At 62.8% G+C, this 16,775-nt stretch carries 13 protein-coding genes; 7 read left to right on the top strand and 6 right to left on the bottom strand.

Annotated features, from left to right (window positions below):
- Positions 1 to 412: 412 nt before the first annotated feature.
- Positions 413 to 2,329, bottom strand: a complete 1,917-nt coding sequence (locus GKR99_13555) for a bifunctional 2',3'-cyclic-nucleotide 2'-phosphodiesterase/3'-nucleotidase (protein NKB28514.1) — start codon at positions 2,327 to 2,329, stop codon at positions 413 to 415.
- Positions 2,330 to 2,550: 221 nt separating this feature from the next.
- On the opposite strand from GKR99_13555, the gene nudC reads away from it, so the two are divergent.
- Together nudC and GKR99_13545 are read left to right on the top strand one after the other, a co-directional pair.
- Complete coding sequence (nudC, locus tag GKR99_13550) at positions 2,551 to 3,525, top strand: NAD(+) diphosphatase (GenBank protein ID NKB28513.1); 975 nt, start codon at positions 2,551 to 2,553, stop codon at positions 3,523 to 3,525.
- 45 nt (positions 3,526 to 3,570) lie between these two features.
- Positions 3,571 to 4,086, top strand: a complete 516-nt coding sequence (locus GKR99_13545) for a hypothetical protein (protein NKB28512.1) — start codon at positions 3,571 to 3,573, stop codon at positions 4,084 to 4,086.
- Between the two features lie 150 nt (positions 4,087 to 4,236).
- Here GKR99_13545 and GKR99_13540 read toward each other — a convergent pair whose 3' ends face one another.
- Entirely contained in the window at positions 4,237 to 5,076 is an 840-nt protein-coding gene (locus GKR99_13540) for a prephenate dehydratase (GenBank protein NKB28511.1), read from the bottom strand.
- A 117-nt stretch (positions 5,077 to 5,193) separates the two neighbouring features.
- Between GKR99_13540 and GKR99_13535 the strand changes: the two genes are divergently transcribed.
- The 5 genes from GKR99_13535 (at position 5,194) to GKR99_13515 (ending at position 11,702) form a co-directional block, all read left to right on the top strand.
- Positions 5,194 to 5,733 carry a c-type cytochrome gene (locus GKR99_13535; protein ID NKB28510.1) on the top strand — a complete coding sequence of 180 codons (540 nt, stop codon included), beginning with the start codon at positions 5,194 to 5,196 and terminating at the stop codon, positions 5,731 to 5,733.
- Positions 5,734 to 5,954: 221 nt separating this feature from the next.
- Entirely contained in the window at positions 5,955 to 7,823 is a 1,869-nt protein-coding gene (locus GKR99_13530; GenBank protein ID NKB28509.1) for an ABC transporter substrate-binding protein, read from the top strand.
- Between the two features lie 10 nt (positions 7,824 to 7,833).
- Positions 7,834 to 8,928: a microcin C ABC transporter permease YejB gene (gene yejB / locus GKR99_13525; protein NKB28508.1), complete on the top strand. Its 1,095-nt coding sequence runs from the start codon at positions 7,834 to 7,836 to the stop codon at positions 8,926 to 8,928.
- A 66-nt stretch (positions 8,929 to 8,994) separates the two neighbouring features.
- Positions 8,995 to 10,101: an ABC transporter permease subunit gene (locus GKR99_13520; GenBank protein ID NKB28507.1), complete on the top strand. Its 1,107-nt coding sequence runs from the start codon at positions 8,995 to 8,997 to the stop codon at positions 10,099 to 10,101.
- Complete coding sequence (locus GKR99_13515) at positions 10,098 to 11,702, top strand: dipeptide ABC transporter ATP-binding protein (protein NKB28506.1); 1,605 nt, start codon at positions 10,098 to 10,100, stop codon at positions 11,700 to 11,702. Before GKR99_13520 ends, GKR99_13515 begins: the two co-directional genes overlap by 4 nt.
- A 224-nt stretch (positions 11,703 to 11,926) precedes the next feature.
- On the opposite strand, the gene GKR99_13510 is transcribed toward GKR99_13515, so the two are convergent.
- From GKR99_13510 to GKR99_13495, 4 genes are read right to left on the bottom strand one after another with little or no spacing between them, the layout of a single operon-like run.
- Positions 11,927 to 12,868, bottom strand: coding sequence for an ABC transporter permease (locus tag GKR99_13510; protein NKB28505.1), 942 nt, complete (start codon positions 12,866 to 12,868; stop codon positions 11,927 to 11,929).
- Complete coding sequence (locus tag GKR99_13505) at positions 12,865 to 13,908, bottom strand: ABC transporter permease (GenBank protein NKB28504.1); 1,044 nt, start codon at positions 13,906 to 13,908, stop codon at positions 12,865 to 12,867. The genes GKR99_13510 and GKR99_13505 overlap by 4 nt, the downstream gene beginning before the upstream one ends.
- On the bottom strand, positions 13,898 to 15,418 hold the full coding sequence (locus GKR99_13500) for an ATP-binding cassette domain-containing protein (GenBank protein NKB28503.1): 1,521 nt from the start codon (positions 15,416 to 15,418) through the stop codon (positions 13,898 to 13,900). Before GKR99_13500 ends, GKR99_13505 begins: the two co-directional genes overlap by 11 nt.
- Complete coding sequence (locus GKR99_13495; GenBank protein ID NKB28502.1) at positions 15,415 to 16,773, bottom strand: amidase; 1,359 nt, start codon at positions 16,771 to 16,773, stop codon at positions 15,415 to 15,417. Before GKR99_13495 ends, GKR99_13500 begins: the two co-directional genes overlap by 4 nt.
- Positions 16,774 to 16,775 lie beyond the last annotated feature (2 nt).

Below are 16,775 nucleotides of genomic sequence, written 5' to 3'. Positions count from 1 at the left end.
TTTCGTGCGGACAGATCGTAATTGGATGCTTGTTCACCCTCGCAGTCAAGCCTGTTGTCAGATCTGAGGCGCCAATACACCCGAGCACCTACTCAATCCAAACGGGAACACAATAATTTAGGCTGTCAGGGCAGGATCGCTCCCATTTTTTCGCCGTATCTTGCCCGAACCGAAGGCTTCCGAGTAGAATTCATCGCAAACCCTCCTGAATTCCTTTCCGACTACAACTTCAGGATGTGGCAACAATTGAAGGCTCGCCCAAAAAACGATCGATTTTGACCAACGCAAGCGGCCCAACAGCGTATCAATGGCTTGAGCCTGGCACTAACCCCAGCCAAAACCAGGTCAGTTCTGCCACGTTTCTGGCCACCGCGCGTGGCGGGCAAATGCCCGCCCTACGCCCTCACACCCCTCACAACTCAATCCGAAACCGCGCAAACCCGTCTGGCCCATCCCCCGCAGGGGCAATCGTCACGCCCGGCACCTGGTCGGCGTAATCCACCGCTTTCGGCCCCGTGTCGAACAGCACGCTGGTTCCGGGCAGGGGGGCGAAGCTCCAGTTGGCGTCGGGGCCTTCGAAGATGATGGTGTCGCCCATGGCTCCGGGGAACGACCCGCCGCCTGAGGCGCGGTAGTTGTTGGTGGCGATGATGAACTCCATGTCGTCAGTGACCGGCGCGCCGTTGTACATCAGGCCCACGATGCGGTTGGCGTCGGGGTTCAGGGGTTCGCCTTTTGGGGTGAATTTTGACGGCTGAGACAGGTCGATCTGATAGGTGACGTCGTCGATCACGTCGAAGTTGTAGGACGGGAATTCGGGGTTCAGCAGGACCTGATCCGCCTGTCCCGGGGTGATCTGGTTGAACATCCCGGCGCTGCGTTCCAGCCAGTCGCGCACCTCGGCCCCCGTCACCCGCACCGCCCGCGCGGTGTTGGGATAGAGATAGAGGTCGGCGACGTTTTTGATCGCGACGTCGCCTGCGGGGACGTCGGTATAATACTCCGGCCCGCCCCGGCCCCCGGCTTTGAATGGCGCTGCGGCAGAGAGGATGGGGAGGCCTTCATGTTCGGTCCCTTTCATCATTTCCTCAATATACCATTTCTGCGCGATGGAGACGATCTGGACCGAGGGGTCATCTGCGACCAACGCGAAATAGCTGTGCAGCGGCGCGGCGGTCTTGCCGACGGCGCGGCGGACGTAGGCGAGGGTTTCGTCGTGCTCGGCCTGAACGGCGGCGAGGACCTCGGGCTGGCTTTCCACCAGCGCGGTGATCGAACGATCCTCGTTGCGTTTTGAAATCGGACGGGTCGAGGTTTCGAAGCCTGCGACTTTCCAATCTCCGCCCGACACTTCCAGCATCAGGTCGATGACGCCGAGGTCGCTGCCCCAGAAGCCGCCCATGACGGCGGGTTTGCCGTGGAGCGTTCCGGCCTCGGGATCGACGGCGTCGGTGGCCTCGTATTTCGGGCCGGGGAAGACGAGGTGGTGGTGGCCGGTCATAATCGCGTCGATGCCGTCCACGGCGGCCAGCGGAACGCTCGCGTTTTCCATCCCGTCGCTGTGCTGGTCCGCACCGATCCCGGAGTGGCTGAGCGCGATGATGATGTCGGCCCCGGCCTCTTTCATCTCGGGCACGTAGGCCCGCGCGGTTTCGACAATGTCGCGAGCCACCACGTTGCCTTCCAGGTGGCGGCGGTCCCAGTTCATCACCTGTGGCGGGGTGAAGCCGATGATGCCGAGTTTCAGGGCGTGTTCCTCACCCGCGCCATCGGTGACCATCCGGTCGAGGATGACGTAGGGCTTGAACAGGGTCGTGTCGGCGGTGGGGGAGGCCCCAGCCTCGGTCGCGATGTTGGACAGCACCACCTGGAAATCGGCCCCGGCCATGCTCTTCATCAGGAAGTCGAGGCCATAGTTGAACTCGTGATTGCCGATGGTGGCGGCGTCAAAGCCGACCGTATTCATTGCGGTGATGATCGGGTGCATGTCGCCGTCTTTCATGCCCCGCTCATACGCGATGTAGTCGCCCATCGGGTTGCCCTGAATCAGGTCGCCGTTGTCCAGCAGCACCGAATTTGTCGCCTCGGCCCGGATGTCGGCGACATGGGCGGCGGTGCGGGCCAGGCCGACGGTGTCGACCGGCTTGTCGGAGTAATAATCATAGGGGAAGACATGCACGTGCAGATCGGTCGTCTCCATCAGCCGCAGATGCGCCTGACCGGCGGCGGCGCGGGCTGAGAACGGGTGCAGGATCGTCAGCGATGCACCGGCCGTGGTGGCGGCAAGGAAGGTGCGGCGGCTCATGGGGGCAGACGGCAAGCGTTGCATGGGATTCTCCTGAAAAGCGATTGGCAGACAATGAACGCTAACACGGGATATCCAATAGATACGATGCAATCGGCAGGAATATGCCGAAACCCTATGGGGTGTTGACGCGCCCGTCAATTCCCGCACGGGGCGAGCGTGCGGCCATCCGGCGCGCAACCCGTTGCCATGGACGCGGTGCGCTGGCAGGTAGGGCGGGTTTGGCAGCGATGGGCAGGGCAGAGATGCGACTGGCGGAAACGGTGACATTTGGCGGCTCGGGTCTGAACCGGGCGGCAGAGCTGCGCGGTGATGCGGATGCGCTGGCCCGGATGCTGGGCGATCCGGCGGCGCGAGTGCTGCCGATCTGGCGGGGCAAGCCGCTGTTTTCGGGCACTGACCCTGTCGAACCGGGGTGGCTGAAGCCGGGCCATCCGGTTCTGCGGGATGGCCGCACGCCCGTGTTCCTTGGCATTGACGACAGCGTCGGTGATGGCGTGCCGCAGTTTGCGCAGGATGTTTCGGATTGGCAACCTGTCGATCAGCCCGAAGAACAGGATGTGTTCTTCGACCCGACTGAACAGCGCCATCCCGACCTGCCAAGCGGCGTGCGTTTTGCGGAATTGCGCGGTGCGATGGCGGCCTTGTCACCGCGCGCTGCCGAGTTGATCGTGACCGCCAAAGCAGTACTGGGCTGGCATCGCTCGCACAGGTTCTGCGCGATTTGCGGGGCGGAAAGCGTGATGGCGATGGGCGGCTGGCAACGGGATTGCCCGGTCTGCGGCGGGCATCACTTCCCGCGCACCGATCCGGTTGTCATTATGCTGATTGTGCGCGCCAACAGCCTGCTGATCGGGCGCTCGCCGCATTGGCCCGAGGGCATGTATTCCCTGCTGGCAGGCTTCGTCGAACCGGGTGAGACGCTGGAGGGGGCGGTGCGCCGCGAGGTTTTGGAAGAAACCGGCGTGACCTGTGGGCCGGTCAGCTACCTCGCCTCACAACCCTGGCCATTCCCGTCTTCGCTGATGTTCGGCTGTCTGGCCGAAGCGACGAGCGAGGCGATCACGCTGGACCCGGCGGAACTGGACGATGCGATCTGGGTCACGCGCGAAGAGATGGCCGAGATCTACGCCGGGCGGAACCCGAATATCAGTGCCGCGCGCAAAGGGTCGATCGCGCATTTCCTGATCGGGCATTGGCTTGCAGATCGGCTGGATTGATCTCACAGGACAGTCAGAAAATTCAGGCAGCGAAATGCGCGGACGATGAAATTTACCTCGGATGAAATAGTGAAGGCGCCGCTGGCAGATGTGTTCCGCGCTTGCACCGCGTTTGAGACATTCACCCGGCTGGCACGGAACCGGGACATCTCGGTCGAACGCACCGACGATCTGGCGGCACCGGGTCCGGGGATGTCCTGGACTATAGGCTTTCGTCTGCGTGGGCGCAGGCGGACAGCGGATGTCCGGATGCGTCGGTTTGATGCGCCGAGCGGGTTTGTCGCGCATTCCCGAAGCGGTGGTCTGGATGCAGTGATCACGTTGAAACTGTCCGAAACGGATCCGAATACCACCCGCATGGTGACCAAATTCAACGTGCAGGCGAAATCGGTGTCCGGCAAGATCGTGATGCAATCTCTGCGTCTGGTTCGCGGCCGCGTGAAACGGCGTATTGCAAGGCGCGCGGCGGCCTTTGCGCGCCGGATCGAGGTTGACTGGCGCCGCCAGGTCAGGCGCGGCACGGGGTACGAAACACCATCGCGCTATACATCAAAAACCTGATCGCCAAGCGCAGCAACGGATCCGCACATTCAGGCATTATCAGTCCATAAATACCTCGGGGGTCTGGGGGCTGGCCCCCAGCCGTCTCGTGTCTGGGGGGCGTTGGCCCCCAGCCTGCCGGGTCAAACCTGCGGGCCGCGAAGGCTTGGATCAGGCGCGATTGCTGGCCAGGTCTGCGGGATAGACGCCAAGCACGTGCAGGTGGTCGGTGAAATAGGCCAGCTCTTCCATGGCCAGCACAACGTTGGGGTCATCTGGGTGCCCCTCGATATCTGCATAGAATTGCGTCGCAGTGAACTGGCCGCCGACCATATAGCTTTCCAGCTTGGTCATGTTGACACCATTGGTCGCAAAGCCGCCCATCGCCTTGTAGAGCGCGGCGGGGATATTGCGGACGCGGAATACGAAGCTGGTGATCATCTTGCCTTCACCACGCCGCGTTGTGTCCAGCGTCGGTGACATCACCAGGAACCTTGTGGTGTTGTTGTCCAGATCCTCGATATGGCGCGCCACAACGTCGAGGCCATAGATCTCGCCTGCCAGCTCCGAGGCCAGCGCGGCCTGCGCCGGATCGCCAACCTCGGCCACGTGCTGGGCTGAGCCTGCTGTGTCGGCGCCGGTGACCGGGCGGATGTTGTGCTGGGTCAGGAATTTGCGGCACTGGCCCAACAACACAGTATGGCTCATCGCTGAGGTGATCGCCCCAAGCGGGGTTCCCGGCACTGCCAGCAGATTGATGTGGACGCGCACGAAGGCTTCGTCGACGATATGCAGCCCGCTTTCGGGCAGCAGGGTGTGGACATCTGCAACCCGTCCATATGTCGAGTTTTCTACCGCAAGCATCGCCAGGTCAGCGTTGCCATTGCGCACGGCGGCGACCGAATCCTGAAAGGTCTGGCAGGGCATCGGCTCCATCTCGGGGCGGGCCTGGGCGCAGACCTGATGGCCATAGGCGCCAAGCTCTCCCTGGAATGCGATACGTCCGGTCATGGCGGCCCCCTGTCCTGTCGTCGTTGCAGGGGCGTTTCGTCGCGCCTAACAACGCTTGAAAGCCCCTGCCGGAAACGGATAGATAGCCGCGAAGGCAAGGACAAGGCGGAACACGACATGTTCGACACGATGACGATGACCAAAGTAGCTGCCGGGCTGTGCGGCGCCTTTCTGGTGTTCCTGCTGGGCAACTGGGCTGCCGAGACGATGTATCACGTCGGCGCGGATGGTCACGGCGACGGCCATGGCGGCGAGGCCGCGCAAGCCTATACGATTGAAGTGGCCAGTGCCGACGCGACAGATTCAACGGACGCGCCCGACGCGCCCGAAATTGATTTCGCAGCGCTGGTTGCGGCGGCAGACATTGCCAAGGGCGAAAAGGTCTATGGCAAATGCAAGGCCTGCCACAAGGAACCGGGCGCCAATGGCACCGGGCCGACGCTGCACGGTGTTGTTGACCGCGACATAGCCTCGGTCGGGGGCTTTGGGTATACAGACGCGCTGATTGGATTGCCCGGCGACTGGGAGGCTTCGGCCCTCAACCTGTTCCTTGAGGCACCTAAAACCTATGCGCCGGGGACCAAGATGAACCTTGCCGTGCGCAAACTGGATGATCGGGCCAATCTGGTCGCATATCTTGCCACGCTGACAAACTGATCCTACATCCCGCGTTCAGAATTGTTACAAAGCCGTCCGCATATGGGCGGCTTTTTCATGTCTGAAGTGTCTGATGTTGCCGGAATGCGCAGGGCTGCGCGCGGTTCGATCACCAAATCTCACGGATTCTCAACTTGAGCGTTCGACTTTGTAAAAATTGGCGTAAGTTGCAAAATGAACGCTATGTACGCTTCACAGGTTGTTGACGGAGGATTCTGCCCATGACGCTATTCGCCCCTCGCCAGGTTGCCCTGGCCACGCTGATTGCCACATTGCCTGCGGGTGCTATGGCGGAAAGCCACGGTGTCACGGTTAGCCATGGGTACACCAATTTCGGCGAATTGAAGTATCCGGCAGACTTTCCGCATCTGAATTATGTCAATCCTGACGCCCCCAAGGGCGGGCAATTGTCGCTGTGGGCGCAGGGGAATTTCGACAGTTTCAATCTGTACACCCGCAAGGGCGTGCCGGTGGCGAATACTGATCTGATGTACGAAGACCTGATGATCGCCTTTGCCGATGATCCTTACGGATATTACTGCAACCTATGCACCACGGTCGAATACCCTGAAGGCCTCGACTGGGTGGTGATTAACCTGCGCGAAGATGTGCGGTTTTCGGACGGCACGCCGATGACGGCTGAGGACCTGAAGTTCACCATCGATCTGTTTCTGGAACAGGGCATTACCGAATTTCGCAGCTTATTGGACGGGTTCTTCAAGTCGATCGAGGTGACGGGCACGCATCAGGTGCGGTTCGAATTCAATGAAGCGGCCCCATTGCGTGACCGGATGGGGCTGGTCGGCCTGTGGAATCCATTCTCGAAAAAATGGTTTGAGGATAACGGCGTTCGGCTGGACGAAAGTGCATCTGTCCCCTTCATGGGCACCGGGCCTTATGTTGTCGGCGATGTCGATATCGGGCGCTCGATCACATACAAGAAAAACCCCGATTGGTGGGGCGCGGACCTGCCGGTCAACAAGGGCCGATTCAACTTTGACGAGGTGCGGACCGAGTATTTTGCGGATTCAGCCGCTGCTTTTGAGGCGTTCAAGGCGGGTGAGTATCTGTTCCGGATCGAGTCTTCGTCGAAAGACTGGGCGACAAGTTATGATTTCCCGGCGCTGAATGATGGTCATGTGATTCAGGAGACCCTGCCGGACGGCAGTATCAGTGCCGCCGCCGGGTTCATATTCAACCTGCGGCGCGAACGCTGGAAGAACCCGCAAGTGCGCGAAATGGTAACGATGCTGTTCAACTTCGAATGGTCGAACGAAAGCCTGTTTTACGGCCTTTACCAGCGGCCCTATTCATTTTGGGGAAACTCGGACCTGGCCGCCGAAGGCGTGCCAGCGGGTGACGAGGCGGCGTTGTTGCAGGGGCTGGTCGACGACGGTTTGCTGGATGCGTCGATCCTGAGCGATGAAGCTTGGGTGCCGCCGGTCAACGACGCGGCCAAGAACAACCCGTCGCGCAGCATATTGCGCGCCGCCAACCGTCTGCTGGATGGTGAGGGCTGGGAGGTTGGCGACGATGGATTGCGCCGCAACGCGGCGGGCGAAACGCTTGACCTGGTGATCATCCAGCGCAGTCCGTTGTTTGACCGGATCGTGAATCCCTTCGTGGAAAACCTGCGACTGGCCGGGATCAATGCCTCGTTAGAGCGGATCGACACCGCACAATATATCGAACGTCGCCGTCGAGGCGACTGGGACCTGACAAACCAGAATCCGGGCCAGGGGTTTGAGCCGAGTCTGGGTCTGAAACAGTGGTTCCATTCGTCCACGGCCGAAGATTCCAGCCGCAACCTGATGGCACTGGAAGACCCGGCGATTGACCGGTTGATCGACGTGGTGATCGAGGCGGAAACGCTGGAGGCGATGAAGACCGGCACGCGGGCGCTGGACCGGGTGCTGCGCGCCCATGGGTTCTGGTTGCCGCAGTGGGAAAATACCTCCCACTGGGTCGCCTATTGGGATCAGTACCGCCACCCTGAAGAACTTCCGCCGCTGGCGCTGGGGGTGGTCGATTTCTGGTGGTATGACGCCGCGGCAGCGGCAGAGCTGCGCGCGTCCGGTGCGCTGCGCTAAGGCCTGAGCAATGGGCGCCTATATCCTTAGACGGTTGTTGCTGATCATTCCCACATTGCTGGGGATCATGATCATCAACTTCACGCTGACCCAGTTCGTTCCGGGCGGGCCGATCGAACAGATCCTGGCCCAGATGGAAGGGCAGGGCGATGTGTTCGAAGGGATATCGGGCGGCGGGTCCGAGGTGCTGGAAAGCCAGGCGGGCGGTGGTGCCGACACCAGCGGCTATGTCGGCGCGCGGGGGCTTCCGGCGGAATTCATCGCAGAGTTGGAGCGCGAATTCGGCTTCGACAAGCCGCCGCTGGAACGCTTTCTGACGATGATGGGCAACTATTTGCGGTTCGATTTCGGCGAAAGCTATTTCCGCTCCATCGGGGTGCTGGATTTGGTTTGGGAGAAGATGCCGGTGTCGATCACGCTGGGGCTGTGGTCGACGGTCATCGCCTATCTGGTGTCGATCCCGCTGGGCATCCGCAAGGCGGTGCGCGACGGGTCGGCGTTTGATACCTGGACCAGCGGGATGATCATCATCGCCTATGCGATCCCAGGTTTCCTGTTCGCGATCCTGCTGCTGGTGCTTTTCGCGGGCGGGTCCTATTGGCAGATTTTCCCGCTGCGGGGGCTGACCTCCGACAACTGGAGTGAGCTGAGCCTGATCGGCAAGGTGCTGGATTACTTCTGGCATATCGCGCTGCCGGTTATCGCCTCGACCATCTCGGCCTTTGCGACGCTGACGCTGCTGACGAAGAACTCGTTCCTGGATGAGATCCGCAAGCAATATGTGGTGACGGCGCGGGCCAAAGGGCTGGCGGAGTCGCGCGTTCTTTATGGCCATGTGTTCCGCAACGCGATGCTGATCGTGATCGCCGGATTCCCGAGCGTATTTATTGGCGTGTTCTTTGGTGGTTCGCTGATTATCGAGACGATCTTCTCGCTCGACGGTCTTGGGCGGCTGGGGTTCGAGGCCGCCGTGGCGCGGGATTATCCGGTGATCTTCGGCACGCTGTACTTCTTTGGCCTGATCGGGCTGGTCGTCGGGATCCTGTCCGACCTGATGTATGTTTTCGTCGATCCGCGCATCGACTTTGAAACGCGCGAGGGCTGAGCCATGGCCATGCCCGATATCGCCGATACCGCGCCCGCCGAGGTCGTCGTGCCGAAGAAGAAGCGGATGTGGTTGTCGCCGCTGAACCAGCGCCGCTGGCGCAATTTCCGCCGCAACCGCCGCGCGTTCTGGTCGCTGATTATCTTTATGGCGATCTTCACACTGTCTCTGTTTGCCGAGTTTCTGGCCAACGACAAACCGATCCTGGTCAACTATCGCGGCGAGTACCGGATGCCGATATTCCAGTTTTACCCGGAAACCGCCTATGGCGGGGATTTTCGGACCGAAGCTGTGTACGGCGATGTCGAGGTCCAGTGCCTGATCCGGTCGGGCGGGTTGGAGGCTTGTTTTGACGACCCCGAAGGGGTGATCGCGCAGGCCGAAACCGGAACCGTCGACGGAGAGGCGATTGAAAGCGGCTGGATGATCTGGCCGCCGATCCCGTATGATTTCCAGACCATCGTCGACAAACCCGGTGCCGCACCCGGACCGCCGGACAGTCAGAACTGGCTGGGCACCGATGACACCAAGCGGGATGTGGCGGCGCGTGTGCTATACGGGTTCCGCCTTTCGATCCTGTTCACGCTGATCGTGACGGTTATCGCCTCGGTCGTCGGGATCATTGCGGGCGCGGTGCAGGGGTTCTTTGGCGGCTGGATCGACCTGATCTTTCAGCGGATCCTTGAAATCTGGAGCTCTACCCCGTCGTTGTTCGTCATCATCATCCTGTTTGCCATTCTGGGACGAAGTTTCTGGTTGCTGGTGTTCATCACCGTGCTGTTCGGCTGGCCCGCATTGGTCGGGATTGTCCGCGCCGAGTTCCTTCGGGCGCGGAATTTCGAATATGTCCGGGCGGCGCGCGCGCTGGGCGTATCGAACTGGACGATCATGTTCCGCCATATGCTGCCCAATGCGATGGTTGCCACGGTCACCATGCTGCCGTTCATCATCACGGGCACAATCTCGACCCTTGCGGGCCTCGATTTCCTTGGCTTTGGACTGCCATCGTCGGCGCCGTCATTGGGAGAGCTGACCTTGCAGGCCAAGCAGAACCTGCAGGCACCTTGGCTGGGGTTCACTGCCTTTTTCACCTTCGCGATCATGCTAAGCTTGTTGGTCTTCATTTTTGAGGGTGTGCGCGATGCCTTCGATCCCAGGAAGACATTCCAGTGAGTGCGGTTCTTGAAGTGCGCGACCTGTCGGTCAGATTCCGTCAGGATGGGGCGGAAACGGACGCGGTGAAGAATGTCAGTTTCGTGGTTGAAAAGGGCGAGACCGTTGCGCTGGTTGGGGAGTCCGGGTCGGGCAAGTCGGTGACGGCGTTGTCAAGTGTCGATCTGTTGCCGGATTCTGCGCGGACCACCGGGTCGATCACATACCTCGGGCAGGAAATGGTTGGCGCGGATGACAAACTGCTGCGCAAGGTGCGCGGCAACGACATCAGTTTCATTTTCCAGGAACCGATGACCAGCCTCAACCCGCTGCATACGATCGAAAAGCAGTTGGGCGAAAGTCTGGCGTTGCATCAGGGCGTTGCCGGGGATGCGGCGCGGGGGCGGATTATCGACCTGTTGACGCAGGTGGGGATCAACGATCCTGAAAGCAGGTTGAGTGCCTATCCGCACGAGCTGTCGGGCGGGCAGCGTCAGCGGGTGATGATCGCCATGGCGCTGGCCAATGGGCCGGACCTTCTGGTTGCGGACGAACCGACGACGGCGCTGGACGTGACCATTCAGGCGCAGATTCTTGACCTGCTGGCGGACCTCAAATCCAAGATGGGCATGTCGATGCTGTTCATCACCCATGACCTTGGCATCGTGCGCAAGATCGCCGATCGGGTTTGCGTGATGAAGGATGGCGAGATTGTTGAGGCCGGTCCGACTGAAGAGATATTCGCGAACCCGAAGCATCCTTATACGCAGATGCTGCTGTCGGCGCATTCCACAGGCGTGCCCGACCCGGTGCCTGCGGGCGCAGAGGAGATCGTCAGCACCGAAGACCTGCGCATCTGGTTTCCGATCTATAAGGGTCTGCTGAAGCGCACCGCCGGACACGTCAAGGCGGTGAACGCGGCGAGCATTTCCGTGCGCGCGGGAGAGACGTTGGGGATCGTGGGCGAGTCAGGCTCGGGCAAGACGACGCTGGCGCTGGCGATCATGCGGCTGATCTCCTCCCAGGGGCCGATTGTGTTCATGGGCGACGATATTCAGCGCTGGAAGTCCAGGCAACTGCGGCCACTGCGGGCGGATATGCAGATCGTGTTTCAGGACCCCTATGGCAGCCTGTCCCCCCGGATGACGGTGGAGGAGATCATTGCCGAAGGGCTGACGATCCATGCCATCGACCCGACCCGCGACCGGCGTGAGATGGTGGCCGAAATCATGGTGGAAGTGGGCCTCGACCCGCTAACGATGCACCGCTATCCGCATGAATTTTCGGGCGGGCAGCGGCAGCGGATCGCAATTGCCCGCGCGATGATCCTGCGGCCCCGGCTGGTGGTTCTGGATGAACCGACCAGCGCGCTGGATATGACCGTGCAGGTGCAGATTGTGGAGCTGCTGCGTGATCTGCAAAAGAAGCATGGGCTGGCCTATCTGTTCATCAGCCATGACCTGAAGGTCGTGCGCGCGTTGAGTCACAAGATCATCGTGATGAAACAGGGCGACGTGGTCGAGGCTGGCGACGCCGCGGATGTATTCGATGCACCAAAGTCGGCCTATACCCGCGCGCTGATGGCGGCGGCGTTTGATCCGCTGACAGGCTCGGTCGCCTGACAACCGGAACATCTGAATTGCTATCGGAATTACTTGCGCCCGGTGCGCGCCAAAGGCGCAGGGCGCGCGCCGGACCGGCCCCACCGGTCTGGCGTCGGTTCGAGGTGGGCACGCCGGTTCGAGTTGACGGCTAACACCTCTCCATAAATCATGCCCATCCAACGTTGCTACGCCAGCCCGCCGGTCCGGCGCGCGCCCTGCTAAGGGTGGGCAAGGTCCGGCGTTCAGCGTTCGCCGCGTCGATAGGGGGCCATCAGGGCCGCCGGAACCTCGGCCCGGCGGGCGACAAGGATCAGGGCGGCGATGGACAGCACGTAGGGGGCCATCAGGAATAGCTGATAAGGAACCCCGTCAATCGCTGTCTGCAACCGCAGCTGGTAGGCGTCGAAAAAGGCGAACAGAAGCGCGCCGATCAGGGCCTTTCCGGGCCGCCAGCTGGCGAAGACAACCAGGGCAATGCAGATCCAGCCGCGACCTTGCACCATGCCGGGAAAGAAGCTGTTGAAGGCGGCGGTGGTCAGGAAGGCGCCGCCGACCGCCATCAGCGCCGATCCGGCCACGACGGCGCCGATGCGAATGCGGATGGGGTTCAGGCCCTGAGCCTCAACCGCGTGGGGGTTCTCTCCGGTCATGCGAATGGCCAGGCCCAGCGGGGTGCGGGCCAGAACATAGGCGATGACGGCCACGGCAAGCAGCGCCAGATAGGTTGGCAGGGCCTGGGAAAACAGAACCGGCCCGAGGATCGGAATGTCGGAAAGGACCGGGATGTCGATGGGCTGGAAGGCCTCGATCGTGGGGGGCAGGTTGCCGACCTCGACCAGCAGGCGGTAGAGGTAATACGCCAAGGCCGAGGCAAAAAGCGTGATGCCCAGCCCCGAGACATGTTGCGACAGGCCAAGTGGTACCGTCAGCGCGGCATGCAGTAGCCCCATCAACGCCCCGCACAGCGCAGCGATCAGCAGGCCCACCAGCAAGGGCGCACCCATGTAGACCGCCAGCCAGCCGGTCATCGCGCCCATCGTCATGATGCCCTCGATCCCCAGGTTCAGCACTCCGGAGCGTTCGCAAAGTAGCGCGCCGAGCACCCCGAAGATCAGCGGTGTCGCGATGCGCAGGACCGCAGCCCAAAGGCTGGTGTTCAGCAGCAGATCAATCGCATCGGTCATCGGCGCACCCTGTAGGTTGTGAACAAAAGGGCCACGATCATGGTCAGCAGGCACAGCGCCACGATCACGTCGGCGATGAAACTGGGGACGCCGGTTGCGCGGCTCATCGCGTCGGCGCCGACAAAGACGGTCGCAACAAAGATTGCGGCGGCGACGACGCCTGCGGGATGCAGGGCCGCCAGCATCGCGACGACGATACCGGCATAGCCGAAACCGGGGCTCATGGTTGTGGTGACGCCTGCGGTGACGCCCATAACTTCGACCGAGCCGGCCAATCCGGCGAGGGCACCCGACAGCAAGGCCACGCCCATGATCGTGCGCGGCAGTGAGATACCGGCAAAGGCGGCCGCTTCGGCGTTCAGGCCCGCGGCGCGCGTTTCGGCGCCGAACACGGTGCGGGCCAGCACCAGCCAGACCGCCCCGGCGGCAGCGATGGCAAACAGAAACCCGATATGCAGCCTTGTGCGCGGCACCAGTTCGGGCAGGCGAAAATCGCCATCTACCGGCACCGATGATGGCCAGCCGAAGGCCAGCGGATCGCGCATCGGGCCTTCGATCATCAACCCGACAAACAGGATCACGATGAAGTTCAGCAGCAGCGTCGTCACCACCTCGTCCACGCCGAACCGCAGCCTGAGGAAGGCAGGCCCGGCCAGAAGCAGCGCGCCCGCGGCCATTCCTGCCAGCATCAAAAGCGGAATGCCCAGCCAGCCCGGAACGCCGATGGCATGGCCAATCCCGGCGGTGATCAGCGCGCCGACGAAGAATTGCCCCTCTCCTCCGATGTTCCACAGCCGTGCGCGGAAGGCGACGGCGGCGGCAAGGCCGGTCAGGATCAGCGGCGTGGTGCGGGTCAGCATTTCGGTGATCGACAGGCGCGAACCCAGCGCGCCGTTCAACATCTCACCATAAGCGGTCAGCGGGTTGACCCCTGCCGCCGCGATCAGCCCTGCCGCCAGCAACAGCGCGGCAAACACCGCCGCCAGCGGCGCGATGACAACCAGATGCAGCGGAACCTGCGGGCGGCGTTCAAGCTGCATGTTCGTCCTCCTCCCAGACGCCTGCCATCATCAGGCCAAGGCGTTGCGGATCGGCATCGTCGGCGGAAATAGGTGCGGACAGGCGGCCCTTGACGATGGCCTGAATGCGGTCGGACAGGGCCACAGCTTCCTCCAGTTCTTCCGAGATCAGCAGGATTGCCGCGCCATCCGCCCGCGCCGCCAGAAGCTTGGCGTGAACGGCGGCAATGGCGCCTTCGTCGAGGCCCCGCGTCGGCTGATTGGCGAGCACGAAGCGCGGGTTGTTGGACAGGACACGGCCCAGGATCAGCTTTTGCATGTTGCCACCCGAAAGCAGCCGGGTGCGGGTGTCCGGGGTTGCGCCGCGAATGTCGAACCGCTCGATCAGATCGGCGGTATGGTCGCGTGCGGCGCGCTGGCGCACGAAGCCCTTGCGTGAATACTCAGGCGTGCGCAGCCGTTCCAGCACGGCGTTTTCCCACAGGCAAAGCTCCCCCACGACGCCCTCGGCGTTCCGGTCTTCGGGCACGCGCCCGGCACCTGCGCGGATCATGCCGCGCGGCCCAAGCTGGCCCGCATCCTGCCCGGCCAGCGTCACCCGCCCAAATGTCGGGTGCGCCAGCCCCGACAGCAGTGCGCCAAGCGATGCCTGCCCGTTGCCCGATACGCCGACAATCCCGAGGATCTCTCCGGCGTGAACGGTGAAGGACACGTCATCCAGGCGCGCCTCGCCATTGTCTTCCAGGCGCACCTTTTCGGCGATCAGGACCGGCGCGCCGATCTGGTGCTTTTCGCGGACCGGGCGTTCCACTTTGCGGCCGACCATCAGTTCGGCCAATTCGCCGGGGCTGGTCTTGCTGGTTTCACGCTCGGCCACCATCCGGCCCGCCCGCAGAACCGCCACCCGGTCGGATGCGGCCATAACCTCGTGCAGTTTGTGGCTGATGAAGATCAGGGACAGCCCCTCGCCCGTCATGTCGCGCAGGGTTTCGAACAGGCGCATCGCCTCGGGCCGGGCCAGGACGGCGGTGGGTTCGTCCAGGATCAGGACGCGGGCGTCGCGGTAAAGCGCCTTGAGGATTTCGACCCGCTGGCGTTCGCCGACCGAAAGCGTGCTGATCTTCGCGTCGGGTTCGACCGGCAGGCCAAAGCGGTCGGCAATGTGCAGAAGTTTGGCGCGGGCTTCTGCGCGGGCCGATTTTGGCCGGGTCAAAGGCTCACTTCCCAGCATTATGTTGTCCAGCACGGTCAGGTTGCCAGCCAGGGTGAAATGCTGATGCACCATGCCGACGCCGGCTTCGATTGCGGCGCGGGGCTTGCCGGGCGGCAGATGCTTGCCAAAAACCCGGACGCTGCCTTCGTCGGCGGCGTAGTGGCCGAACAGAATATTCATCAGCGTGGTCTTGCCCGCGCCGTTTTCGCCCAGCAGCGCAAGGATTTCGCCCTGATCCAGCGTCAGCGTCACATCGTCGTTGGCCGTCAGCGCGCCGAACCGCTTGGTGATACGGTCGAGTTCCAGAACCTTGGTCATGTCGGCATGCCTGCGATTGGAAAGGGGAAAGCAAGGGCGGGTGCGCGCGCCTCGATCAGCGCACCCAGGTCGAGCACGGCGTCGTCGCCGCCGCGCGGGCCGATCAGCTGCACACCCAGTGGCAGGCCATCTGACAGGCCGAAGGGAAGTGCCAGCGCGGGCAGGCCTGCGACATTCGCCAGCGTGGCGTTCGGGGCGAAGCCTTCCATCTGCGCGAAATGCGAAGTCGGATCCGCGCCCGAAAGGTCGAATGCGCCGACAGGCGGCGGGGTCGTGGCAAGAACCGGCATCAGTACCACGTCTGCCCCGGCAAAGAGTTTCTGGCAGTCGTCACTCAGCCGGGCCATCTGACGCGTGGCGGCGAAAAGTGCAGTCGCGGGTGTTGCGCGCCCTTCGGCGGCGACTGCGGCGGCCAGTGGTGGCACGGCGGCGTCGTCGATCTGCAAGGCGTCCAGCCATTCCGCCAACGACACGGATAGGATGGTGCGGGCGATGGCGTGGGCCTCGGCCCCCCATTGATCGGGGGCGGGGATTTCCTGCACTGTGCAGCCCGCGTCGCGCAAAGCCGCGCTTGCCGCCTGCGCGGCCATCTGCTGGGCCGGGTCGCAGCGTTCGGGCAGCGCCAGCGCGATGCGCGGCTGTCCGGCCAGGGGTGTGGGGGGCGGTGACCGACGCACCGCGTTAAAGGCGGTTCTTGCATCACGGACCGAGCGTGCCAGGACCAGTTCAGACGCGATGCCCATCAGGTGATTTGAAAAATCCGGCCCGCCGGGAACCGCCCCGCGTGAGGGTTTCAACCCGGTGAGGCCGCAACAGGCGGCGGGCACCCGGATGGATCCGGCCGCATCCGTCGCATGGGCCAGCGCGACGAGCCCGCCAGCAACCGCAGCGGCGGCACCGCCGGAGGATCCGCCCGGCGTCAGATCGGGGTGCCAGGGATTGCGGGCGGGTGGCAGGTCTTTGGGTTCACACGACAGCGACAGCCCAAAGGGCGGGGTTGCAGTCAGGCCAAAGGGGATCAGACCGGATTGCCGCAGGCCAACCAGAAGATCGCTGTCTGCGTCGGGCGTCGCCGCCTGCGCACGGATCGCTGCCGATCCCGCAGCCGTTGGTAACCCGGCGGCAAAACCGCCGAGGTCCTTTACCAGGAACGGCACGCCATGAAATGGGCCGCGCCGGTCGGGTGGCATGGCCTCTGCCGCCTTGGCACCGGCGTGGGCCAGGTCTTCATCCAGGTGAACCACGGCCCCCAGTCGCGCCTGCGCGTCGCAGGCGGCAAGGCTTGCCGCCATCACCTCGTGGGCAGAGACCTGCCCGGTGGCAATGGCGGCCGCGAGGGCCGTGGCGTCGGTCACAT

It is taken from the genome of Paracoccaceae bacterium (assembly GCA_012103375.1).
Classification (GTDB): Bacteria; Pseudomonadota; Alphaproteobacteria; order Rhodobacterales; family Rhodobacteraceae; genus WLWX01.
The sequence above is the reverse complement of the archived record's forward strand: the minus strand, read 5'-3'. Positions and strand labels throughout refer to the sequence as shown.

What these genes read in the sequence shown, in the direction of transcription:
- GKR99_13540 (NKB28511.1), bottom strand. Translation starts at nt 5,076, where the DNA reads ATGACCGGACGTATCGCATTCCAGGGAGAGCTTGGCGCCTATGGCCAT.
- GKR99_13545 (NKB28512.1), top strand. Translation starts at nt 3,571, where the DNA reads ATGAAATTTACCTCGGATGAAATAGTGAAGGCGCCGCTGGCAGATGTG.
- GKR99_13510 (NKB28505.1), bottom strand. Translation starts at nt 12,868, where the DNA reads ATGACCGATGCGATTGATCTGCTGCTGAACACCAGCCTTTGGGCTGCG.
- GKR99_13555 (NKB28514.1), bottom strand. Translation starts at nt 2,329, where the DNA reads ATGCAACGCTTGCCGTCTGCCCCCATGAGCCGCCGCACCTTCCTTGCC.
- yejB (NKB28508.1), top strand. Translation starts at nt 7,834, where the DNA reads ATGGGCGCCTATATCCTTAGACGGTTGTTGCTGATCATTCCCACATTG.
- GKR99_13500 (NKB28503.1), bottom strand. Translation starts at nt 15,418, where the DNA reads ATGACCAAGGTTCTGGAACTCGACCGTATCACCAAGCGGTTCGGCGCG.
- GKR99_13520 (NKB28507.1), top strand. Translation starts at nt 8,995, where the DNA reads ATGTGGTTGTCGCCGCTGAACCAGCGCCGCTGGCGCAATTTCCGCCGC.
- nudC (NKB28513.1), top strand. Translation starts at nt 2,551, where the DNA reads ATGCGACTGGCGGAAACGGTGACATTTGGCGGCTCGGGTCTGAACCGG.
- GKR99_13535 (NKB28510.1), top strand. Translation starts at nt 5,194, where the DNA reads ATGTTCGACACGATGACGATGACCAAAGTAGCTGCCGGGCTGTGCGGC.
- GKR99_13530 (NKB28509.1), top strand. Translation starts at nt 5,955, where the DNA reads ATGACGCTATTCGCCCCTCGCCAGGTTGCCCTGGCCACGCTGATTGCC.
- GKR99_13505 (NKB28504.1), bottom strand. Translation starts at nt 13,908, where the DNA reads ATGCAGCTTGAACGCCGCCCGCAGGTTCCGCTGCATCTGGTTGTCATC.